The 21285-nt window shown below is 69.2% G+C and carries 18 protein-coding genes, 2 tRNA genes and 1 riboswitch; of the genes, 9 read left to right on the top strand and 11 right to left on the bottom strand.

Annotation, left to right across the window (positions count from 1 at the left end; all coding sequences use genetic code 11):
- Window positions 1-78: 78 nt before the first annotated feature.
- The 4 genes from ACW9TB_RS33090 to ACW9TB_RS33075 form a co-directional block, all read right to left on the bottom strand.
- Window positions 79-1053 carry a coiled-coil domain-containing protein gene (locus ACW9TB_RS33090; RefSeq protein WP_472752033.1) on the bottom strand — a complete coding sequence of 325 codons (975 nt, stop codon included), beginning with the start codon at window positions 1051-1053 and terminating at the stop codon, window positions 79-81.
- A 3-nt stretch (window positions 1054-1056) separates the two neighbouring features.
- Window positions 1057-1193: riboswitch (cyclic di-AMP (ydaO/yuaA leader) on the bottom strand.
- Between the two features lie 72 nt (window positions 1194-1265).
- Complete coding sequence (gene galT / locus ACW9TB_RS33085; RefSeq protein ID WP_472752032.1) at window positions 1266-2345, bottom strand: galactose-1-phosphate uridylyltransferase; 1080 nt, start codon at window positions 2343-2345, stop codon at window positions 1266-1268.
- Window positions 2342-3142, bottom strand: a complete 801-nt coding sequence (locus ACW9TB_RS33080; protein ID WP_472752031.1) for a DeoR/GlpR family DNA-binding transcription regulator — start codon at window positions 3140-3142, stop codon at window positions 2342-2344. Before ACW9TB_RS33080 ends, galT begins: the two co-directional genes overlap by 4 nt.
- 86 nt (window positions 3143-3228) lie before the next feature.
- Complete coding sequence (locus ACW9TB_RS33075) at window positions 3229-3825, bottom strand: HD domain-containing protein (RefSeq protein WP_472752030.1); 597 nt, start codon at window positions 3823-3825, stop codon at window positions 3229-3231.
- Between the two features lie 213 nt (window positions 3826-4038).
- Between ACW9TB_RS33075 and ACW9TB_RS33070 the strand changes: the two genes are divergently transcribed.
- Window positions 4039-4116, top strand: a complete 78-nt coding sequence (locus ACW9TB_RS33070; protein WP_472752090.1) for a 50S ribosomal protein bL37 — start codon at window positions 4039-4041, stop codon at window positions 4114-4116.
- A gap of 18 nt (window positions 4117-4134) precedes the next feature.
- On the opposite strand, the gene ACW9TB_RS33065 is transcribed toward ACW9TB_RS33070, so the two are convergent.
- Window positions 4135-4776, bottom strand: coding sequence for a TIGR03086 family metal-binding protein (locus tag ACW9TB_RS33065; RefSeq protein WP_472752029.1), 642 nt, complete (start codon window positions 4774-4776; stop codon window positions 4135-4137).
- Window positions 4777-4987: 211 nt separating this feature from the next.
- On the opposite strand from ACW9TB_RS33065, the gene ACW9TB_RS33060 reads away from it, so the two are divergent.
- Window positions 4988-6532, top strand: coding sequence for a choice-of-anchor I family protein (locus tag ACW9TB_RS33060; RefSeq protein WP_472752028.1), 1545 nt, complete (start codon window positions 4988-4990; stop codon window positions 6530-6532).
- Window positions 6533-6605: 73 nt separating this feature from the next.
- On the opposite strand, the gene ACW9TB_RS33055 is transcribed toward ACW9TB_RS33060, so the two are convergent.
- The 5 genes from ACW9TB_RS33055 to ACW9TB_RS33035 all read right to left on the bottom strand — a co-directional run bounded on the left by ACW9TB_RS33055 (window position 6606) and on the right by ACW9TB_RS33035 (window position 11420).
- Complete coding sequence (locus ACW9TB_RS33055) at window positions 6606-8279, bottom strand: ATP-binding SpoIIE family protein phosphatase (RefSeq protein ID WP_472752027.1); 1674 nt, start codon at window positions 8277-8279, stop codon at window positions 6606-6608.
- A gap of 44 nt (window positions 8280-8323) precedes the next feature.
- Complete coding sequence (locus ACW9TB_RS33050; protein WP_472752026.1) at window positions 8324-9910, bottom strand: phytoene desaturase family protein; 1587 nt, start codon at window positions 9908-9910, stop codon at window positions 8324-8326.
- Between the two features lie 238 nt (window positions 9911-10148).
- Window positions 10149-10562, bottom strand: a complete 414-nt coding sequence (locus ACW9TB_RS33045; protein WP_472752025.1) for a VOC family protein — start codon at window positions 10560-10562, stop codon at window positions 10149-10151.
- A 126-nt stretch (window positions 10563-10688) separates the two neighbouring features.
- Window positions 10689-11081 (bottom strand): helix-turn-helix domain-containing protein, encoded by a 393-nt coding sequence (locus ACW9TB_RS33040; protein ID WP_472752024.1) that lies wholly within the window; start codon window positions 11079-11081, stop codon window positions 10689-10691.
- Between the two features lie 268 nt (window positions 11082-11349).
- A tRNA-Gly gene (locus ACW9TB_RS33035) sits at window positions 11350-11420 on the bottom strand.
- Window positions 11421-11508: 88 nt separating this feature from the next.
- On the opposite strand from ACW9TB_RS33035, the gene ACW9TB_RS33030 reads away from it, so the two are divergent.
- A tRNA-Pro gene (locus ACW9TB_RS33030) sits at window positions 11509-11582 on the top strand.
- 154 nt (window positions 11583-11736) lie between these two features.
- Here ACW9TB_RS33030 and ACW9TB_RS33025 read toward each other — a convergent pair.
- Window positions 11737-12246: an ATP-binding protein gene (locus tag ACW9TB_RS33025; RefSeq protein WP_472752023.1), complete on the bottom strand. Its 510-nt coding sequence runs from the start codon at window positions 12244-12246 to the stop codon at window positions 11737-11739.
- Window positions 12247-12489: 243 nt separating this feature from the next.
- On the opposite strand from ACW9TB_RS33025, the gene ACW9TB_RS33020 reads away from it, so the two are divergent.
- The 6 genes from ACW9TB_RS33020 to ACW9TB_RS32995 all read left to right on the top strand — a co-directional run bounded on the left by ACW9TB_RS33020 (window position 12490) and on the right by ACW9TB_RS32995 (window position 20984).
- Entirely contained in the window at window positions 12490-13356 is an 867-nt protein-coding gene (locus ACW9TB_RS33020; RefSeq protein ID WP_472752022.1) for a helix-turn-helix domain-containing protein, read from the top strand.
- A 209-nt stretch (window positions 13357-13565) separates the two neighbouring features.
- Complete coding sequence (tig, locus tag ACW9TB_RS33015) at window positions 13566-14942, top strand: trigger factor (RefSeq protein WP_472752021.1); 1377 nt, start codon at window positions 13566-13568, stop codon at window positions 14940-14942.
- A 427-nt stretch (window positions 14943-15369) separates the two neighbouring features.
- On the top strand, window positions 15370-16014 hold the full coding sequence (locus ACW9TB_RS33010) for a ClpP family protease (protein ID WP_386267679.1): 645 nt from the start codon (window positions 15370-15372) through the stop codon (window positions 16012-16014).
- A gap of 11 nt (window positions 16015-16025) precedes the next feature.
- On the top strand, window positions 16026-16670 hold the full coding sequence (locus ACW9TB_RS33005; protein WP_326642780.1) for an ATP-dependent Clp protease proteolytic subunit: 645 nt from the start codon (window positions 16026-16028) through the stop codon (window positions 16668-16670).
- A 192-nt stretch (window positions 16671-16862) separates the two neighbouring features.
- On the top strand, window positions 16863-18143 hold the full coding sequence (gene clpX, locus ACW9TB_RS33000; RefSeq protein WP_329084422.1) for an ATP-dependent Clp protease ATP-binding subunit ClpX: 1281 nt from the start codon (window positions 16863-16865) through the stop codon (window positions 18141-18143).
- A 255-nt stretch (window positions 18144-18398) separates the two neighbouring features.
- Window positions 18399-20984, top strand: a complete 2586-nt coding sequence (locus ACW9TB_RS32995; RefSeq protein WP_472752020.1) for a valine--tRNA ligase — start codon at window positions 18399-18401, stop codon at window positions 20982-20984.
- Window positions 20985-21285 lie beyond the last annotated feature (301 nt).

Genomic DNA, 21285 nt, shown 5'->3' with positions numbered 1-21285 from the left:
GAAGATGCGTGGGCGACAGGCCAACGTGCCCTGAGAGGGACCTGCAGCAAGATCACCACAGGTCAGAAGCCCGGCAGCTCAGTACATCGAGATGTGCGGATGGTCGAAGTGGTTGGCCGTGACGCCGCCGCGGTTCGACATGAAGTTCCAGCCGGAGCCGTGGTTGATGCGCTGGCGCCAGATCACGTACTTCACGCCGAGCTTGGCCTTGTTCTTGATGGCCCACGCGGCGATCTCGTCGCCCAGCGCGACGTTGGCGGCCGAGGGCATCGTGCCTCCGGCGCTCATCATGAAGTCGCAGGCGCGGCCCAGGGGGTGCTCGCCGCCGTCGTTGGCCGACCGGTAGCAGCCGACCGAGTACGGGAGGCTGAAGCGCCTCATGACGGCGTCGCGCATGATCCGGGTGCGGTCGGTGATGTTGTCGGCGCCGGTGGGGAGCTGCGGGGCCCAGCTGCCGTCGGAGCGGCGGCCGGAACCGGTGGGGGCGAGCCGGTCGAGTTTGTCCTTCATGTCGCGGATCACGTCTTCGGCCTCCTCGCGCTGCTCCTCCACCTCCTTGACCTCGTCGCCGATCTCGTCGGTGAGCCTGGCGGCCGTCTCGGACGCCTTCTTCCTGCGTTCGAGGCTGCCGGCGAAGCCCTCCAGGTGGGCGCTCTGCTGGGCGGTGAGCTGCTCCATCACCGCGGCGGCGCCCATGTCGCCGGAGAACATCAGCGCGGGCAGCCCCCCGCCACTGCTCTGGTAGCGGAGCTGGACGATGGTGTCGACCTGCCGCTTGGCCTCGACGTAGGTCCTCTCGGCCTTCTCCACGTTCTGCTTGGCGACGGTCTCGGCCTTCTGCGCCTTCTTGAGGGACTCGCGGGTGGCCGCGTAGGTCTCGATCAGCCTGTCGACCTTCTTGCCGAGTTTGGCCAGGTCGGCGCGGAGCTTGGCCTCGGTGGGCTTGGGCTCCGCGCTTCCCGCCGTGGGGGCGCCGATGGCGAACGCGGCGATCGAGCCCAGGCAGAGGACCAGAGCCGCGTGCCGACGGAACGTGGGGGACGGGGCCGCCACGAACTCTCCTCTCCTTCCGCCTACCGGGTTAGCTGACGGGTTCGGGCTGGAGGAAGCCCTTCCACCGAAGTGGTTTCACCCCAGGTGCGGTGGTTCCCCGGTTCCCGGGCAAGGCGCCCGGGATTAGGCAAATCAGCGTTTACAGCTGATGTGGGAAGGATAGTAGTGGTAAACAGCAGGTCATGCGACCTCAAGACGAGACCAAGCGGTAATCAGTTCGTGATAACAGAGCGCAGCAGATGTGCAGTCCCCTCGGGCGACACGTCGTTCACGAAGGCACCCATCGCCGACTCCGACCCGGCGAGGTATTTCAGCCTGTCCGGCGCGCGGCGGACGCTGAACAGCTCCAGGTGCGCGTACGACAGGTCGCGGCCGGTGGAGACCGGCGCCTGGTGCCAGGCCGCGACGTACGGCATGGGCACGCCGAACAGCCCGTCGAGGCGGCGGAGCACGTCGGTGTAGAGGGGACCGAACGCCGCGCGCTCCGCGGCGTCCAGCGCGACCAGGTCGGGGACCCGGCGGTGCGGGTAGAGGTGGACCTCCACGGGCCAGCGCGCCGCGGCCGGGACGAAGGCCGTCCAGTGCTCGTTCGAGCCCACCACCCGGATCCCGGCCTCCCGCTCCGCGGCCAGGACGTCGGCGAACAGGTTGCCGCCGGTCCGCTCCCGGTGACGCCCGGCCGCCCCGAGGGTGAGCCTGGTGCGCGGGGTCACGTAGGGGTACGCGTAGATCTGGCCGTGCGGGTGGGCCAGGGTGATGCCGATCTCGGCTCCCCGGTTCTCGAAGCAGAACACCTGCTCCACGCCGGGCATCGCCGACAGCTCCGCCGTACGGTCGGCCCAGGCCTCCACGACCAGCTCGACCCGCTCGGGGGAGAGCCGGGAGAAGGAGGAGTCGTGCTCGGAGGTGAAGCAGACCACCTCGCACCTGCCGATCCCCGGCCGGACCTCGCTCAGCCCCCCGATCTCCCGGTGCTCGCCCGGCTGGGCGGAGAACGAAGGGAACCGGTTCTCGAAGACCACCACGTCGTAGCCGGGGGAGGGGACCTCGGTGAGGTTGCCGGGGGTGGAGGGGCAGAGCGGGCACTCACCGGCCGGGGGCAGGAAGGTGCGGCCCTGGCGGTGCCCGGCCACCGCGATCCACTCCTCGGTGAGCGGGTCGTAGCGCAGCTCGGAGGCGGCGGGACGGGGCGGCAGGTCACGCCGGTCGACCGCCCCTCGGTCGGCGTCGTCGCGCCGGTCGAAGTAGAAAAGCTCCCGGCCGTCGGCCAGGTGGGTGATCGTACGCTTCATCGGCCGGCGATCTCGCTCTCCCGCTGGGGCTCCGTGACGATCAGCTCGCCCACCGAGGCGGCGAGCTCCTCGCGGGCCTCGCCGGTCAGGCCGGAGTCGGTGACCACGACGCGGGCCTCGGCCAGCCCGGCGATCGTGCTGATGCCGACCGTGCCCCACTTGGTGTGGTCGGCGAGCACCACCAGGCGGTGCGCGGAGGCGACCAGCTCGCGGTTGGTCTCGGCCTCAAGCAGGTTGGGCGTGGTGAACCCGGCGCGGGTGCTCATCCCGTGCACGCCGAGGAAGAGGGTGTCGACGTGGAGCCCGCGGATCGCCGAGACCGCGACCGGGCCGACCAGGGCGTCGGAGGGGGTACGGACCCCGCCGGTCAGCACGACCGTGCGGTCGGCCCTGGGGGAGCGGTGGAAGACGTCGGCGACCCGGACCGAGTTGGTGATCACGGTCAGCTCGGGCACGTCGGTCACGTGGTGGGCGAGCGTCCAGGTCGTGGTCCCCGCGGAGAGCGCGATGGCCGTGGCGGGCCGGACGAGCCGGGCGGCGTGCTGGGCGATCGTCTCCTTCTCCGCCTGCTGGCGCGCCGACTTGGCGGCGAAGCCCGGCTCCTCGGTCGAGCCGGGCCCGGCGGCGGTGGCCCCGCCGTGGACCTTCTCCACCAGGCCGCGCTCGGAGAGCACCTCAAGGTCGCGCCGGATCGTCATGTCGGAGACGCCGAGCTCCCGGACGAGGTCGGCGACCCTGACGCCGCCGCTGCTGCGCACCCTCTCCAGGATCGCCTGCTGCCGCTGCTGGGCAAGCATTGACTCACTCCCCTTAATCCACCAGATTCCACCAAATTACCACGGGCAGGGTCGGTAAAAGCTGTTGGATCGTGGTGACTAACCGCTCACAGTCGGCCAAGCTCCGCCGTGATGTTGGCCCTCGCCACCTCCTCCAGGTCGGCGACGCGGAAGATCGTCGGCAGGTCGAGCAGCGAGCGCAGCACGGCGGCCCTCCCGGCCCTGAACGCGTCGTCGGGGACGAAGCCGTACTCCTCGCGCACGGCCGCCGCGTAGGCGGCGTAGACCTCGGGGGACGCGCCCAGGATCGCCAGGTCCGCGTCGGACAGCACGGCCCCGTCCGCGTCGTCGGGCGCGGGGTCGTGCGTGACGGTCAGCCTGACCAGCCGGGCGACCGTCGCCACGGCCTCCGAGGGCATCCCCAGCTCCGGCAGCGCGCGCTCGGCCAGCCCCGCGCTCCGCTCCTCGTTGTCGCCGCGCCTCGGGTCGTAGACGGCGTCGTGGAACCAGGCCGCCAGCCGTACGAGGTCCGGGTGCCCGGCGTGATCCGCCAGGGCGTCGACGTGGGTGAGCACGGCCTCCAGGTGGGCGGTCGTGTGGTACCTGCGGTGCGGCTCGTCGTACCGGGTGATCAGTTCGCGGCCGAGGGGGTCGGCCCCGGGACCGGCCAGGGATCGCCAGCGGGCCATCAGCTTCTCGCTCATGTCACGGAGCCTAGGACCCGAGGGGCACCGGCCGACGAACGCCAAGGCCGGGGAAAAGCCGGGGAAACACGGTTCACCGGAGCCGGGCGGATCGTCGTCCGGGCCTTGTGCGCCGGGCGTTCCGGGAGGAACGTGAAGGTCTGGGCGGGGTGACGGCGGGTCCCCTACGGACCCGCGGGAGCCCCGGAGAGCCTCGGCGAAGGGGTGGTCGGCATGGGCAGACGAGCACGCAAGGCCAGGGCCCGCAAGAAGCGCAGGGCCAACCACGGCAGGCGGCCCGCGGCCGGCTAGCCGTACCGGCCCCGGAGGTCAGGCGCGGCGGCCCCAGGAGGCCAGCAACCGGGCCTGCGCGTCGGCTTCAGAGGCGTCGGAGGTGTCGGAAATATCGGAAGTGTCGCCGGTATCAGAGGTGTCGGAGGCGTCGTCGGTGTCCGAGGGCGCCTCCCGGTGCTCTCCGGCGGCCGAGGTCTGCCGGTAGCCGGGCTCCGCGTCGCTGAACCAGGCGGAGCAGGCCTCGACCAGCTCGGGATCGAGCCGCTCGTCGGCACCGATGGCGCGGGCCAGGTCCCACGTGTGGATCAGCGCGTCGGCGAACAGCTCGGTGACGTACTCCCGGCCGGGCACGTCGCCGAACGGCAGGTGGACGAGGGCGTCGAGGGCGTGGACACCCGTCGCCGCCTGGATGGCGGGCACGGCCGAGGTGTCGAACGCCTTGATGGGGTCGTCCCCCAGCAGGTCCCCCTCGAAGGCGTCGCCGACCTCCGCGGAGGTCCCCCCGGCCAGCAGCACGGGGGCCCACAGGTTCTCGCCGACCACGTGGTTGACGAGGGCGCGCACGTCCCAGTCGACGCACGGCGTCGGGTTCTCCCACTGCTCGGGACCGATCCGGTGGACAAGAGCGCCGAAGTCCTCCAGTGCACGGTGGTAAGCCTCGGGTATGTCGATGGTCATCATGCCCCTCCCGATGCCCGCCCGGGTTTCCTCCCGGCTCTCATCTTGACCGTAACCCTTGGACAGCCAGTAGTCATCGCGTCAACGGACATGACCGGCATGTCCGAGGTGCCCCCAGAGATCCGTCCGGGGTTCGCCTGACCGTGGGGCTTCATCCCACGGTCACCTCGCCGTCAGCAGGAGGTCACGATATTTCGTGAAAATTCTTCTCATGCGCACCACGACTTTCACCCGGGCGGCCGCCGCGGCGGTCACCGGCCTGCTCCTCCTGCCCCTCGCCGTGGCCCCGGCCGCCGCCGAGTCCGGCCACGGCGGCCTCAAGCTGACCTTCCTCGGCCGCTACACCACCGGTACCGTCGCCGCCGGCGCCTCGGAGATCACCGCGTACGACGCCTCGACCCGCCGGGTCTTCGTGGTGAACGCGCAGGCCGGGACCGTCGACGTGCTCGACATCCGCGACCCGCGCAGGCCGCGCAAGGTCGCCACCCTGGCCACCCCCGGCGCCAACAGCGTCGCGGTGCGCCGAGGCCTGGTCGCGGTGGCCCAGCAGGCCGCCGTCAAGACCGACCGGGGCACCGTCGCCTTCTTCGACGCCCGGAGCGGGAGGAAGCTCAAGCAGGTGACCGTGGGCGCGCTGCCCGACATGCTGACCTTCACCCCGGACGGGACGCGGGTGGTCGTGGCCAACGAGGGGGAGCCGACCTCCTACTGCGAGGGCGAGGTGACCGACCCCGAGGGTTCGGTGAGCGTCGTCGACCTGCGCCGCTGGACGGTACGGACCGCGGGGTTCACGAGGTTCGACGCCGAGCGGCTGAGGGCCAAGGGTGTGCGGATCACCGGTCCCGGGGCCACCGCCGCCCGTGACCTGGAGCCGGAGTACATCACGGTCGAGGGCGACACCGCCTACGTGACCCTCCAGGAGAACAACGCGCTCGCGATCGTCGACCTGGACCGGGCGGCGGTCCGCGACGTCGTCCCGCTGGGGCTGAAGGACTGGTCGAAGACCGGGTTCGACGCCTCGGACAAGGACAAGAAGATCGACATCAGGCCCCGGCCGGTGAAGGGCATGTACCAGCCCGACGCGATCGCGCACTTCCGTGACCGCGGGCGGACCTACCTGGTCACCGCGAACGAGGGCGACGGGCGCGACTGGGAGTGCCACGCCGACGAGGTCAGGGTGAAGGACCTGAAGCTCGCGCTGCCCGACGCCGAGAACCTCAAGAAGGACACCGAGCTGGGCCGGCTGAACGTGGCCGCCGACTCTCCCAAGGACGCGAGCGGCGCCTACACCGAGCTGCACGCGTTCGGCGCCCGCTCGATCTCGGTCAGGTCCACCTCGGGAGCGCTCGTCTGGGACTCCGGCGACCAGCTGGAGCGGCTCGTCGCCAAGGAGCTGCCCGCCGCCTTCAACGCCGACAACGAGGAGGACGACTCCTTCGACAGCCGCAGCGACAACAAGGGCCCCGAGCCCGAGGGGGTCACGGTCGGCGAGGTGCGCGGCCGGTCGTACGCCTTCGCCGGGCTGGAGCGGGTCGGCGGGATCGTCGTCTACGACCTGGGCGACCCGCGGGCGCCGCGCCTGATCGAGTACGTCAACACCCGTGACTTCGCCGGCTCGATCGAGGACGGCACCGCCGGGGACGTCGGTCCCGAGGGCGTGCTCTTCATTCCCGCCGGGGACAGCCCCACCCGCCGCCCGCTCCTGGTGGTCGGCAACGAGGTCAGCGGCACCACCGCCGTCTACGAGATCCGCTGAGGACTCATCCTGAGGCCCCGCGCGGCGAGAGCTCTCGCCGCGCGGGGCTTTTTCATGCTTCTGGCCGGTACGGCTAGGGCAGCCGCTGCTCGACCCAGACGATCTTGCCCTTCGGGGTGAGGCGGGATCCCCAGCGGTGGGCGAGCCAGTTGATGAGGTGCAGGCCCCGGCCGGTGTCGCTGGTGGTGGACGCCTCCCGCATGACCGGCTCGGACGCGGAGCTGTCGGACACCTCGCAGACCAGCGTGGGCCCGCGCAGCAGCCGCAGCTCGACCTCGCCCTGGCCGTGCTCGACCGCGTTGGCGACCAGCTCGCTGACCATGAGCTCGGTGTTGTCGCACAGCGAGGACAGCTCCCAGTCGTCGAGCGTGGACCGGACGAAACGGCGGGCCTGGGAGGCGGAGCGGCGGTCGGGCGGCAGCGACGTCTCGGCGAACTCGTTCTCCGTCAGCTCCGACACCCTGGCCAGCAGCAGGGCGATGTCGTCACGCTCGTGCCCGGGTCGCTGGGCCCTGATCGTGAGGTCGCAGACCTCCTCCAGGTCGTGGTCGGGACCAGCGAGCAGGCCGCGCAGCGCGTTGATGCCCTCCTCGATGTCCCGGTTGCGGCTCTCCACCAGGCCGTCGGTGTAGAAGGCGAGCACGGTCCCGCCGGGAAGCGTGAACTCCCGCATCTCGGCCGGCTCGTTGCCGATGCCCAGGGGGAGCCCCGGCGGCAGCTCCAGCAGCTCGGTCTCGCCGCCCGGCCGCACCAGGATCGGCGGCACGTGTCCCGCGCAGGCCATCTCGCACCGGCGCGTGACGGGGTCGTAGGTGGCGTACACGCAGGTGGCGATCTGGCTGGCGTCCAGGTCCTGGCTCATCAGGTTGAGCCGGAAGAGCACGTCGGCCGGGCTGAGGTCGAGGCTGGCCAGGGTGCGCGCGGCCGTGCGGAGCTGGCCCATGGTGGCGGCGGCCCTGATGCCGTGCCCCATCACGTCGCCGACGACGAGGGCGACCCGGCAGCCGGGCAGCGGGATCACGTCGTACCAGTCGCCGCCCACCCCGACCAGGTCGCTGGCGGGCAGGTAGCGGGAGGCGATCGTCAGGCCCAGCGGCTGGGAGAGGTCGACCGGCAGCAGGCTGCTCTGCAGGGTCAGCGCGGTGCGGCGCTCGCGGTTGTAGAGCCGCGCGTTGTCGAGGCAGACCCCGGTCCTGGCCGCCAGCTCCTCGGCCAGGTTGACGTCCTGCTCGTCGAACGGCTGGCTGGTGGGCCTGCGGGTGAAGATGACGAAGCCCAGCACCCGGCCGCGCGCCTTCAGCGGCACCACCAGGAACGAGCTGTCCTCCAGCACCTTCGACACCGAGTCGCGCTTCCAGAACCGCCCGATCTCCTCGGCGGTCCTGCGGCCCAGGCGCGGGTAGAGGATCGGGTTGCCGGTGGCCATGCACCGGGCGTAGGGGGTCCAGGCCTCGTAGACCGCCACCTCGTCCACGGGGAACGCCCTGGCGTACTCGCCGGGGGAGGGGTCGGCCACGCCGACCGCGATCCGCCGCACCAGCGCCGAGCCGTCGGTGGTCTCCTGGGGGAACTCCCCCTCGGTCACCAGCCTGTCCTGTACGAGGATGCCCGCCGCGTCCGCGAAGCGCGGCACGGCGACGTCCATCAGCTCCCTGCCGGTCTCGAACATGTCCAGCGTGCTGCCGATGCGCTTGCTGGCGGCGTTGAGCAGGGACAGCTGCTCGTGCATGGATGCGGGACTGCCCATCCTGAACCCTGGCGTCGCTGGATTCTTGGTGACGAAACGGGACTTCACTCGCTCCACCGGGGTGCGGGAACCGGCGTCCACCAGGTTTCCAGTTCGAGATCTTCAGCGATGGCGTTGGCGCCGTTGTATCCGGGGGCCGCGGAGACCGAGCCGCCCGGGTGGCTGCTGGCGCCGCAGAGGTAGAGGCCGTCGACGGGGGTGCGGTACTGGCCCAGCTCGGGGACCGGCCGGTTGCCGCCCAGCTGGGACGGCTCGTAGGCCCCCACGTGGTGGCTGCCGCGCACCATGTTGACGCAGTGCCGCTCGATATCGAGCGGTGAGAAGACCCGTTTGCCCAGCACGGCGCCTCCCGCGAGGTTGGGGGCGTACTCGGCCCACTCGGCGAGCAGCCGCTCCCCGACCTCCTCACGCCGCAGGTCCCAGTTGGCCGGGTCTCCGCCGAGGTCGTACGGGGCCCACGGCCACCAGAACGCCACGTGTTTGCCGTCCGGCGCGTACGAGGGGTCGAACAGCGAGGGGCACGCGCCGTTGCCGGCCAGCCGGTCGGGCAGCTGCCCCCGGTGGATCTGGTCGAAGGTGCGGCCGAGCTGCTCGCTGTCGTCGGCGCCGAGCACCACGAGGAAGGCCCGGTCCACGTCGGGCTCGAACTCGGCGGCCCGGTAGCGCGGCGCCTCGTCGAGCGCCAGGTGCAGGGTGACGAGGCTGTGCCCGGCCCACTTGTAGTCCTCGACCTTGGCCGCGATCTCCGCGCCGAAGTTCTCCGGGCCCGCCAGCCGCACGGTCTGCGGGGCGTCCACCGCGCTGGAGATGAACCGGCGGGCGGTGAGCACGTCGCCGTTGGCGAGCCGCACCCCGGTGGCCCGCCCGTCGTCGACCAGGATCCGCTCGACGTGGGCGCCGGTCAGCACGGTGCCGCCGTGCTCCTCGACGACGGCGCGCAGCGCGCTCGCGACGTTGCCCGCGCCGCCCACGGGCACCCCGAGCCTGGCGATGCGCGACAGCAGCCGGGGGAAGAAGCCGCCGGTGCCGGGGACGTTCTCGATGGAGATCGCGTGCAGGAAGGACTTGAACAGCACCCTGACCTGGTCGCTCTCGAAGTTCCTGTCGACGGCCTCGTACAGCGACAGCGGCATGTAGCTCATCATGTCGCGGCCGAGGTCGCCCTTGATCCGCTCGGCGAGCACCGGCGGCGGCAGCGGCCTGGAGTACAGGAAGCCGTTCATCAGGTCCCTGGCCGCCTCGGCGTAGCGCTCGTACAGCTCCAGCCAGCGCGCGGCGTCGGCCTTGGAGAACCGGGCGAAGGAGTCGGCGGTGCGCTTGGGGTCGGTGTAGACCGTGATCGCCCGGCCGTCCCTGAAGACCGTGGCGTGCTGGGTCTCGGGGTAGATGTAGCGCAGGCCGTACCGCTGGAGCTCCAGGTCGGCGGGGACCGGGCCCTCCTCCAGGAAGTGGTAGCTGCTGTGGGTGTTGTGCCGGAACCCGGGGAGCGTGAGCTCCTGGGTGCTGCAGCCACCGCCCGCGACGTCGTTGCGCTCGACGACCGCGACCGACAACCCCGCCTTCGCGAGGTAGGCGGCACACGTGAGGCCGTTATGGCCCCCGCCCACGATGACGCCGTCGAACTCCGACACTTTCCCTCCAGGGGCACTCTGACTGCTGGTATGGAGGATTGTAAAGAATGATCTATATGCGAACCTCGTGTTTAACAGAGATTCGTAGATATTTCCAGACGGAGTAGGACTTAGCACCACTTAGGTTGGCAAAGCATTCGCGTCGGCCGCTCCCCGGCCCCCTGGGGGCCGGGCCTCCCCGCCGACGTCGCCGGCGCTCGCGACACGGCGGGGAGAACGGCGGCACCCCGGCATCTACCTACTGGGCCTTCAGCTGGGTGAAGCGGATGTGGTTGCCGAAGGGGTCGCGCAGGCCGCAGTCGATCCCGTACGGGCGGTCGGTGGGCTCCTCGGTGAACTCGACGCCCAGGCCGAGCAGCGTCTCGTAGGTCTTGCGGCAGTCGTCGGTGGTGAAGATGAGCTGGCCGCCCGTCGCGCCCTTGGTCACCAGCTCGCGGACCTGCCGCGTGGTCTCCTCGGACATCATCGGGCCGCCCGGCCTCTCCAGCAGGACCTGGCGCTCGGGGTGGCCGGGGACGCTGACGGTCAGCCAGCGCATGGCGCCCAGGTCGACGTCGGTGTTGACCTCCAGGCCAAGCTTGCCGACGTAGAAGTCGAGGGCCTCGTCCTGGTCGAGGACGTAGATCTGCGAATGTGTGATGGCGTTGAACATGCGCACGACGCTACCGAGCGAATCAGACAAAAACGTATCCGAAACTGCTCAGTCGACGGAGAGTGCGGGCAGGGTGGTTACGGACAGCCATGAGTGGCTACGGGCGGCTACGGGCAGCGCGGGCGATCAGGCGCTCGGCCGCGTCCACGCCATCGTGAAGCACGTCGGCACGCCCGTGGACGCCGCCTCCCTGCGGTACGTCCTCGGTGAGCGGCCGACGATGCCGCGGAACGTGCGGCTGAAGGTTCCCGGGCTGCCGAAGCCGACCTGGAAGCAGATGTCCATCACGCTGTGATCGGTCTCCCGCAGCAGGAACATCGCGCGCTCGACCCGGCGGCGCTGCAGATAACGGTGTGGCGTCTCCCCGAACGTGGCCCGGAAGGTGCGGGAGAAGTGCGCCTCCGACACGTGGGCGATCCTGGCCAGTGCCGGGATGTCCAGCGGCCGCGCGTAGGCGCGGTCCATCGCGTCCCGCGCCCGGAGCATGCGGCGGTTACTGTCCTCCACGGCGCGGCTCACGACGCCATCACATCACGGTTCCCCGCCGCCCGTGCGCCTCGGCTTCGGCCATCGGGGCGAGTCTCGGGGAGCCGCCGCCCCGCGAGCCGGGACCGGGGCCGGAGAAAAGCCGCCGACATGGCGCCGGGCGAGGCGCCGGCGATGACGCGGGGAAAAGAAAAAAAGAAAGTTAGTGGCACGCCGATGGCATGGAAGCTCGATACGAGCAGGTGAAATCCAAAAGGCCAGGTCAGCCATATGCTGGCTGACCTGGCCTTTTGCCATTCTGAGCGGACGACGGGAATCGAACCCGCGTAGCCAGTTTGGAAGACTGGGGCTCTACCATTGAGCTACGTCCGCGCGAACCGGCGTCAGTCTGGTCTAGACTTCATCCGTTCGTCAGGGCGTAAGCGTACCGGAGTTCCGGAGCGTGCGCGCACTCGACTCACGGGGTGTGGCGCAGTTTGGTAGCGCACCTGCTTTGGGAGCAGGGGGCCGCAGGTTCAAATCCTGTCACCCCGACGTGTCCGGGCATCGGTTCCGACCGGTGCCCGGTTTTTTGTCCCCAGAGGGGACAGGGCTTTCCACCTGCAGGCGCGCACGCGGGATCGACGGCCGAGGGGTGCCGTACGCGAGAAGGGTGCCGTGCGGGAACGGTCCCGCCGGGACGTGAATGTCAGCGGCGGGGGCTGAAGAAGGCCCAGACGGCCTTGCCGCCGCAGTTGAGATGGTCCCAGCCCCAGCCCTGGCTGTAGGTCTCCACGATGTAGAGGCCCCGGCCGTTCTCCGAGACGAAGTCGGGCTCCTTGGGGGTCGGAACCTCGTCGCTCGGGTCCGTCACGGCCAGGAGCACGTGGGGGGAGAGGTGCACCAGGACGAGCGTGATCGGGGTGATCTCCATCTGACTGGGCGGACACAGCGCGTAACGGACCGCGTTGGTGACGAGTTCCGAAACCACTAGCGCTGCGTCATCGCTGAGCTCGGCCAGTCCCCAGTCGCGGAGCGTCGAGCGCGTCACGTCCCGGGCGGTCTTCACCGAGTCGGCCTGGCTGGGCAGGGGGCACGCGGTGGCGCCGGGGTGGTTGGCCTCCAGCAACTCGTCGAAGCCCACCTGGCGGGTCTCCTGCAGGTAGTCGGCAGCCGATTTCGGCTCCCCCACCATCCTGCCGGTACCTCCCGCTGTCATCGTGAGTCTCCGTACCAGTTGAGAGTTTTCAGAGCTTGTGCACCATAAGCCCAATATGCACTAAGCCATCATGGGTCACCGGAACGTCTGCTGCAAGACCCAAATGCACGTGCAGTTGCAATGTGCAGCCGCATGGGCGGTTAGGACAACGACTTGGCGAATTGGGCAGGGAGTTGAGACCTTGTCATAGCGGCCGGAAGTAGTGACACTGTGTGCGCTGGCCCAAGTACAGAGGGAGGCGAAGTGACGCAGGTTCAACCGGGATCGGGTCCCACAGCTCTGCGTATCCTTTTAGGCTCCCAACTGCGCCGCCTGCGCGAGGCCAAGGGGCTCTCGCGCGAGGAGGCGGGCCACCTGATCCGCGGATCCGAATCCAAGATCAGCAGGATGGAGCTCGGCCGGGTTGGCCTGAGGGAACGCGACGTGGCGGACCTGCTCACCTTCTACGGGGTGGAGGACGAGCGCGCCCGGTCGGCGGTCATGGACCTGCTGCTCAGAGCCAACGAACCCGGCTGGTGGCACCGCTTCAACGACCTGCTGCCCTCGTGGTTCCAGACGTACGTCGGCCTTGAGGAGGCGGCCTCCCGGATCCGCACCTACGAGGTGCAGTTCGTGCCCGGCCTGCTGCAGACGAAGGAGTACGCCAGGGCGGTCATCACCGCGGGCAGCGCAGGTGTCGCGCCCGAGGAGATCGTCCGCCGCGTCGACCTGCGCATGCAGCGCCAGCAGGTGCTCACCCGGCCCGACGGCCCGTTCTTCTGGGCCGTCATCGACGAGGCCGCCCTGCGGCGCCCCATCGGCGGCGCGGACGTCATGCGCGCCCAGCTGGAGCACCTGCTCGACCTCATGCGCCAGCCGAACATCACGATCCAGGTCATGCCCTTCAGCTTCGGCGGCCACAGCGCGGAGGGCGGGGCCTTCAGCGTGCTCCGCTTCAACGACAACGAGCTTCCCGACGTCGTCTACGTGGAGCAGCTGGCCAGCGCCCTCTACCTGGACAAGCGCGAGGACGTCGACCGCTACAGCGAGGTCATGGAGCGGTTGTGCGCGGTCAGCACCACCCCCGGGGAGACGAACGACATCCTGCGGCGGATCATCAAGGAGGACTGAGCGGTCATTGGTCGCTCCATGGTGCCGCTCTGCCCTAGACTGGCCAGCGGCGCTGAACACCCGCCGCTGTGGAGCATGCCCTCATCCCGTGTGTCTCGACGGCTGTGCCAGGTGCCGCTCATGTGGGCGCGGCGCGCGAGCTTGCCGCGACAGCCGTTACGACCTGACGCGCCCGCGATCACTCAAAGCTTGATCAAGGAGACGACCCCGTGAAGACCGCTGTGGAGGAGCTCAGCCCGACCCGGGTAAGGCTTACCGTCGAGGTGCCGTTCGAGGAGCTCGGCGAGAGCCTGCAGGCGGCGTACAAGAAGGTCGCGCAGCAGGTGCGCGTGCCCGGGTTCCGCCCCGGCAAGGTTCCGGCCCGCATCATCGAGCAGCGGTTCGGCCGCGCCGTGGTGCTGGAGGAGACCCTCAACGACGCGGTGCCCAAGCTGTACGGCAGGGCCGTCGACGAGAGCGATATCTTCCCGGTCAGCCAGCCGGAGATCGAGGTCACCAAGATCGACGACGGCCAGCAGGTCGAGTTCACCGCCGAGGTGGACGTCCGTCCCGGCTTCGACGTCCCCGACTACCAGGGCGTCGAGGTGACGGTCCCGGTCTCCGAGGTCTCCGACAAGGACATCGACGAGCAGCTGGACGGCCTGCGCCAGCGTTTCGCCACGCTGACCGGCGTCGAGCGCCCCGCCGCCTCCGGCGACTTCGTCGTCATGGACCTGGCCGCCGCGATCGACGGCGTCAACATCGAGGAGCAGCAGGCCAACGACGTCTCCTACGAGGTCGGCGCCGGCTCGGTGCTGCAGGGCCTGGACGACGCCCTGGTCGGCCTGTCCGCGGGTGAGACCAAGGAGTTCACCACCAACCTGGTCGGCGGCGAGAACGCCGGCGAGGAGGCCGTGGTCACCATCACCGTCAAGAGCGTCAAGGAGAAGGTCCTCCCCGAGCTCGACGACGAGTTCGCCCAGCTCGCCAGCGAGTTCGACACCCTCGACGAGCTCAAGGCGAACATCAGCGAGACGGCCCGCCGCAACAAGCTGATCGACCAGGTCGTCCAGGCCCGCGAGAACGCCCTCGACGCCCTGCTCGACAAGATCGACATCCCGCTGCCCGAGAGCGCGCTCAAGGCCGAGGTCGACAACCGCAAGCACAACCTCGAGCACCAGATCGCCGACAGTGGCCTGAGCAAGGAGGCGTACTTCCGCCTCTACCAGACCACCGAGGAGGAGCGCCTCGCGGAGTTCGACGAGAGCGCCGCCAAGGCCCTCAAGACGGGCTTCGTCCTTGACAAGATCGTCAAGAGCGAGGACCTCGGCGTCAGCGAGCAGGAGCTGACCAACTTCGTGGTGCGCCGCGCCATGCAGATGAACGTCGCGCCCAACACGCTGGCCCAGCACCTGGCCGACAACGACCAGCTCACGCTGGCCATGGTCGAGATCGTCCGCGACAAGGCCAAGACCGTCGTCGGCGACGCCGCCAAGGTGGTCGACGAGGCCGGCAACGAGGTCGACCTCAAGGCCATCTACACCGAGATCAACGGCGAGGAGGTCTCCGAGGAGGCCGCCGAGACCGAGGCCGAGCCTGCCAAGTAGTCCCCGGCCGAGCGGGAGACACCGGGTCCGCCCGATGGCTCCCGCCGCGCCCGACGCCCCCGCCGCGGTCCACGCGACGGGGGCGTCTTCGTCGTACGGGTGGCGGCAGGCGTGCCGCAGAGCGGTGCCTGGAGGCCCCCGGCGCCCCGCGGCCAGCTCCCTGCCCCCGGGGATCTCGCGGGCTCCTGGGCCCTCTGAGCGTCGCCGTTTTCCGGCCCCCCACCCCTCGCGAGCCGCGACACGCCGTACGGGCTCCGGCCTCGGAGCCTCCGCCGGGGTGCGCGGCGGGGGTCCCGGACGTGATGGGGAGGCGGCGGGCAGCATGCGCCGTCAGCGAACAGTGCGTTGAGGCGGCATGTCCGGTAGGTGGCGCGCGTTAAGGTCACAAGCAAAGCCAATCGATTACGACGCATCGGAAGGTGACGCTGTGACCAGCCCGCCGACCTTCTACCAGCCGACCGGCTCCGGGCCCGAGTCGATGAGCCAGCCGAACGGCTCGTTCAGGCTCGAAGACCAGCTCTACCAGCGGCTGCTGCGTGAGCGCATCATCGTGCTGGGCACCCAGGTCAACGACGAGATCGCCAACCGGATCTGCGCCGAGCTGCTCCTGCTCGCCGCGGACGACTCAGAGCGCGACATCTGGCTCTACATCAACTCGCCAGGCGGTTCCGTGACCGCTGGTATGGCGATTTACGACATGATGGAATATGTGCCTAACGATGTGTGCACGGTCGCGATGGGTCTGGCCGCCTCCATGGGCCAGTTCCTCCTCTGCGCCGGCGAGCGGGGCAAGCGATACGCCCTGCCGCACGCCCGCATCATGATGCACCAGCCTTCCGGCGGCATCGGCGGCACCGCCGCCGACATCGCCATCCAGGCGGAGCAGATGCTCTACGTCAAGAAGACCCTCGCCGAGCGCATCGCGTTCCACACCGGCCAGAACATCGAGCAGATCGAGGCCGACTCCGACCGCGACCGCTGGTTCACGGCCGAGGAGGCCAAGGACTACGGCTTCATCGACCAGGTCGTGCGCAGCGCTCGACAGGTGCCCTCCTCGGGCGCCGTCTCCTGAAGGGGCACAAGGTGAGTGAGTTGATCCGGCCGGGAGACATCAACGGCCGCTACGTTCTTCCATCCTTCACCGAGCGCACGTCCTACGGCATGCGGGAGATGAACCCGTACGCCAAGCTCTTCGAGGACCGCATCATCTTCCTCGGCGTGCAGGTGGACGACGCGTCGGCCAACGACGTCATGGCGCAGTTGCTGACCCTGGAGTCGCTCGACCCCGACCGTGACATCAGCATCTACATCAACTCGCCGGGCGGCTCGTTCACCGCCATGACGGCGATCTACGACACGATGCAGTTCGTCCGGCCGGAGATCCAGACGGTCTGCCTGGGCCAGGCGGCCTCGGCGGCGGCGGTCCTGCTGGCCGGCGGCACGCCGGGCAAGCGCTTCGCCCTGCCGAACGCCCGCATGCTGATCCACCAGCCCTCCACCGAGGGGGGCGGCCAGGGAAGTGACATCGAGATCCAGGCGCGTGAGATCCTCAGGATGCGCGCGCAAATGGAGACGATCATCGCTCAGCACTCGGGCAGGGCACCGGAGGCGGTCCGCAAGGACATCGAGCGGGACAAGATCCTCGACGCCGTCGAGGCCAAGGAGTACGGGCTGATCGACGACATCATCCCGTCCCGCAAGAAACTCGCGAAGGCCGTAGCCTCCTAACGAGGCATATCGCACCGGAACCGTGCCGAATCAGGCACGTTCCGGTGCGACTCGCCGCTAGGGGGCTCACTGAGGGCTCAGAAGACGGTAACGTCGAAACCTAAGCGGGATGACTTTTCGATCGGGTATCGGGCCGGTCGGAAGAAACGGACCGCGGTAGCCAGGGCGGTCCCACGCAAAGGAGTATCTGGGGTGGCACGCATCGGCGACGGGGGAGACCTGCTGAAGTGCTCTTTCTGTGGAAAGAGCCAGAAGCAAGTCAAGAAGCTCATCGCCGGACCCGGCGTATACATCTGCGACGAGTGCATCGACCTCTGCAACGAGATCATCGAGGAGGAGCTCAGCGAGTCCTCTGAGCTCAAGTGGGACAGCCTTCCCAAGCCGAGGGAGATCTACGAATTCCTCGACGCCTACGTCATCGGTCAGGACCAGGCGAAGAAGGCTCTCTCCGTGGCGGTCTACAACCACTACAAGCGGGTGCAGTCCGGCGAGCGCGGGCGTGACGACGGCATCGAGCTGTCCAAGTCCAACATCCTGCTCCTGGGCCCCACCGGTTCCGGCAAGACACTGCTCGCCCAGACGTTGGCGAAGATGCTGAACGTTCCGTTCGCGATCGCCGACGCCACCGCCCTGACGGAGGCGGGCTACGTGGGCGAGGACGTCGAGAACATACTGCTCAAGCTGATCCAGGCCGCCGACTACGACGTCAAGAAGGCCGAGACCGGCATCATCTACATCGACGAGGTCGACAAGATCGCCCGCAAGAGCGAGAACCCGTCGATCACCCGGGACGTCTCCGGCGAGGGCGTGCAGCAGGCCCTGCTGAAGATCCTGGAGGGCACGACCGCGAGCGTTCCCCCGCAGGGGGGCCGCAAGCACCCGCACCAGGAGTTCATCCAGATCGACACCACCAACGTGCTGTTCATCTGCGGTGGGGCCTTCGCCGGTCTCGAAAAGATCATCGAGTCCCGGGTCGGCCGCAAGGGCATCGGCTTCAACGCGATCATCCGCTCCAAGGAAGACATCGACGGCGCCGACATCTTCGAGAACGTCATGCCGGAGGACCTGCTGAAGTTCGGCATGATCCCCGAGTTCGTCGGCCGGCTTCCGGTGATCACGAGCGTCCACAACCTCGATCGCGAGGCGCTCATCCAGATCCTCACCGAGCCGCGCAACGCCCTCGTCAAGCAGTACCGCCGCCTGTTCGAGCTGGACAACGTCGAGCTTGAGTTCACCGACGACGCGCTGGAGGCCATCGCCGACCAGGCGATCCTGCGCGGCACCGGCGCCCGGGGCCTGCGGGCGATCCTGGAGGAGGTCCTCCTCTCGGTGATGTACGAGGTGCCGTCGAGGCAGGACGTGGCGCGCGTGGTCATCACCCGCGAGTCGGTTCTGGAGCACGTCAATCCCACGCTCGTCCCGCGCGACCAGCTCAACAAGCAGCAGCGGCCGCCGCGCGAGAAGTCGGCGTAGAAGCCAGCGCGGACCGCTCCCGGTCCGCACGACCGGTGCCCCCCACGGGTTCTCCCGAGGGGGGCACCGCCGTTTCCGGCTGTCCACTTCCGGCCACTACCGGTGCCAGGGCCGAAGGCGTGCCGATCTCCGTCCGTACCGCCGTCGTCCGCCGGTCCCCGCAGGGGAGGGATCATCGCGCCCGGCGGAAGAAGTCACGGGGAAGCGACCCGTAGGACGGTCCGTGGGACGGGGAACACGCGGACATCCCTAGACTTGGGCATCGTGACGACGCCAGAGCTGCCTACCCAGTACGCACCCGCCGACGTGGAGACCCGGAGCTACGAGCGCTGGGTATCTGAGGGACACTTCACCGCCGACCCGAGCAGCGAGCGCGAGCCGTACAGCATCGTCCTGCCTCCGCCGAACGTGACCGGCGTCCTGCACATCGGCCACGCCCTCGACCACTCCATCCAGGACGCGCTGACCCGCCGCGCCCGCATGCGCGGCCAGGAGACGCTCTGGCTGCCCGGCATGGACCACGCCGGAATCGCCACCCAGAACGTCGTCGAGCGCGAGATCGCCAAGGACGGCCTGTCCCGGCACGACCTCGGCCGCGAGGCGTTCGTCGAGCGCGTCTGGCAGTGGAAGGAGGAGTCCGGGGGCCGGATCCTCGGCCAGATGAAGAAGCTCGGCGACGGTGTCGACTGGTCGCGCGAGCGCTTCACCATGGACCCCGGCCTCTCCCGGGCGGTCCAGACGATCTTCAAGAAGCTCTTCGACGACGGGCTCATCTACCGCGCCGAGCGCATCATCAACTGGTGCCCGCGCTGCCTGACCGCGCTGTCGGACATCGAGGTCGAGCACAGCGAGGACGAGGGCGAGCTCGTCTCGATCCGCTACGGCGACGGCGACGACTCCATCGTGGTCGCCACCACCCGGGCCGAGACTATGCTCGGCGACACCGCCGTGGCCGTGCACCCCTCCGACGAGCGCTACGCGCACCTGATCGGCCGCGAGGTGGAACTGCCGCTCACCGGGCGCCGCATCCCGATCGTCGCCGACGAGCACGTCGACCCCTCCTTCGGCACCGGAGCCGTCAAGGTCACCCCGGCGCACGACCCGAACGACTTCGAGATCGGGCGGCGCCACTCGCTGCCGTCCTTGACGATCATGGACGAGCGCGGTGTGGTCACCGCGCACGGCCCGTTCCAGGGGCTCGACCGCTTCGAGGCGAGGCCCGCGGTGGTGGCCGCGCTCCGCGCGGAGGGCCGGATCGTCGCGGAGAAGCGCCCCTACCTCCACTCGGTCGGGCACTGCTCGCGCTGCAAGACCGTGATCGAGCCCCGGCTCTCGCTCCAGTGGTTCGTCAACGTCTCGCCACTGGCCAAGGCCGCGGGCGACGCGGTCCGCGACGGCCGGACGAAGATCCACCCGCCGGAGCTGGCCAAGCGCTACTTCGACTGGGTCGACGACATGCACGACTGGTGCATCTCCCGGCAGCTGTGGTGGGGACATCGCATCCCGGTCTGGTACGGCCCGAAGGGAGAGGTCGTCTGCGTCGGCCCCGACGAGGAGGCTCCCGCGGGCTACGTCCAGGACCCCGACGTCCTCGACACCTGGTTCTCCTCGGGGCTGTGGCCGTTCTCCACCCTGGGGTGGCCGGACAAGACGCCGGAGCTGGCGAAGTTCTACCCGACCTCCGTCCTGGTGACCGGCTACGACATCCTGTTCTTCTGGGTGGCCCGGATGATGATGTTCGGCATCTACGCCATGGACGGCGAGCCGCCGTTCCGGACCGTGGCGCTGCACGGCATGGTCCGTGACCAGTACGGCAAGAAGATGTCGAAGTCGTTCGGCAACGTCGTCGATCCGCTCGACTGGGTCGAGCGCTTCGGCGCCGACGCCACCCGCTTCACGCTGCTGCGCGGCGCCAACCCCGGCTCCGACGTGGCGATCAGCGAGGAATGGGCCGGGGGCTCGCGCAACTTCTGCAACAAGATCTGGAACGCCACCCGCTTCGCGCTGATGAACGGCGCCGTGACGGGTGAGCTCCCGACCGAGGAACTGACCGCCGCCGACCGCTGGATCCTCTCCCGGCTCCAGGAGATCGTCGCGTCGGTGGACACCGCGTTCGAGAGCTTCGAGTTCGCCAAGATCTCAGACCTGCTGTACCACTTCGCGTGGGACGAGGTCTGCGACTGGTACGTGGAGCTCGCCAAGATCCAGATCGCTTCCGGCCAGGAGCACACCCGGCTCGTACTGGGCCATGTCTTCGACTCGCTGCTCCGCCTGCTCCATCCCCTGGTGCCGTTCGTCACCGAGGAACTGTGGCGTGCGGTCACCGGGCGCGAGTCGATCGTGGTCGCCCCCTGGCCGACGGTCCAGGAGTCGCTGCGCGACCCCTCGGCGGAGGAGGAGATCCTCGCCGTGCAGGGGTTGATCACCGAGGTGCGCAGGTTCCGTTCCGACCAGGGGCTCAAGCCTGGCCAGCGGGTCGCCGCGCGGCTCTCTCTCGCCGGTACGGCGCTCGCCTCTCACGAGGGGGCGATCCGGTCGCTGCTGCGCCTCGACCAGCCGTCCGAGTCGTTCGCCGCGACCGCCAGTCTCGATGTCGCCGGGATCGCCGTGGAGATCGACACGGCGGGGACGATCGATGTGGCCGCCGAGCGCAAGCGTCTGGAGAAGGACCTCGCGGTGGCGCGCAAGGAGGCGGCCCAGGTCGCCGCCAAGCTCGGCAACGAGCAGTTCATGGCGAAGGCCCCCGACGATGTGGTGACCAAGGTGCGCGCCCGTGCCGCACAGGCCGAGCAGGACATCGAGCGGTTGCTCGCTCAGCTGGCGTCGCTGCCGGCCGCCTGACCTGTCCCGCGACGGGGCTCGACCAGAAAAACCGTCTCGGACGGGTGGCCGTCTTGACGAGAATCCGGGGTCTCTTGACCCCGGGTTCTCGTGTTTGAGGGCTGGCGGCCAAGGGAAGACCTAGTTCTTACCGGGAAGTTGGTCATCGCAGCCCTAGGGGACTGCTAGAGTTCTTCATGCAGGGCAGCGTCCTGCACCCTCCTTCTGAAAATCCCGGCAAACCGGGCGCGTCCGCACGATTGGACAGCGACCGGATGTTGGAGTAAGTTAGAGGGGTTGCCCTGGAAACGGGGTGGTCGCA

The sequence above is a fragment of the Streptosporangium sp. H13245 genome (genome assembly GCF_055690525.1).
Note: the sequence above shows the minus strand (reverse complement) of the source record. Positions and strands in the feature narration are given on the sequence as shown.

What these genes read in the sequence shown, in the direction of transcription:
- ACW9TB_RS33065 (WP_472752029.1), bottom strand. Translation starts at nt 4,776, where the DNA reads ATGACCATCGACATACCCGAGGCTTACCACCGTGCACTGGAGGACTTC.
- ACW9TB_RS33045 (WP_472752025.1), bottom strand. Translation starts at nt 10,562, where the DNA reads ATGTTCAACGCCATCACACATTCGCAGATCTACGTCCTCGACCAGGAC.
- ACW9TB_RS33060 (WP_472752028.1), top strand. Translation starts at nt 4,988, where the DNA reads ATGCGCACCACGACTTTCACCCGGGCGGCCGCCGCGGCGGTCACCGGC.
- ACW9TB_RS33055 (WP_472752027.1), bottom strand. Translation starts at nt 8,279, where the DNA reads ATGGGCAGTCCCGCATCCATGCACGAGCAGCTGTCCCTGCTCAACGCC.
- galT (WP_472752032.1), bottom strand. Translation starts at nt 2,345, where the DNA reads ATGAAGCGTACGATCACCCACCTGGCCGACGGCCGGGAGCTTTTCTAC.
- ACW9TB_RS33080 (WP_472752031.1), bottom strand. Translation starts at nt 3,142, where the DNA reads ATGCTTGCCCAGCAGCGGCAGCAGGCGATCCTGGAGAGGGTGCGCAGC.
- ACW9TB_RS33070 (WP_472752090.1), top strand. Translation starts at nt 4,039, where the DNA reads ATGGGCAGACGAGCACGCAAGGCCAGGGCCCGCAAGAAGCGCAGGGCC.
- ACW9TB_RS33025 (WP_472752023.1), bottom strand. Translation starts at nt 12,246, where the DNA reads ATGACAGCGGGAGGTACCGGCAGGATGGTGGGGGAGCCGAAATCGGCT.
- ACW9TB_RS33075 (WP_472752030.1), bottom strand. Translation starts at nt 3,825, where the DNA reads ATGAGCGAGAAGCTGATGGCCCGCTGGCGATCCCTGGCCGGTCCCGGG.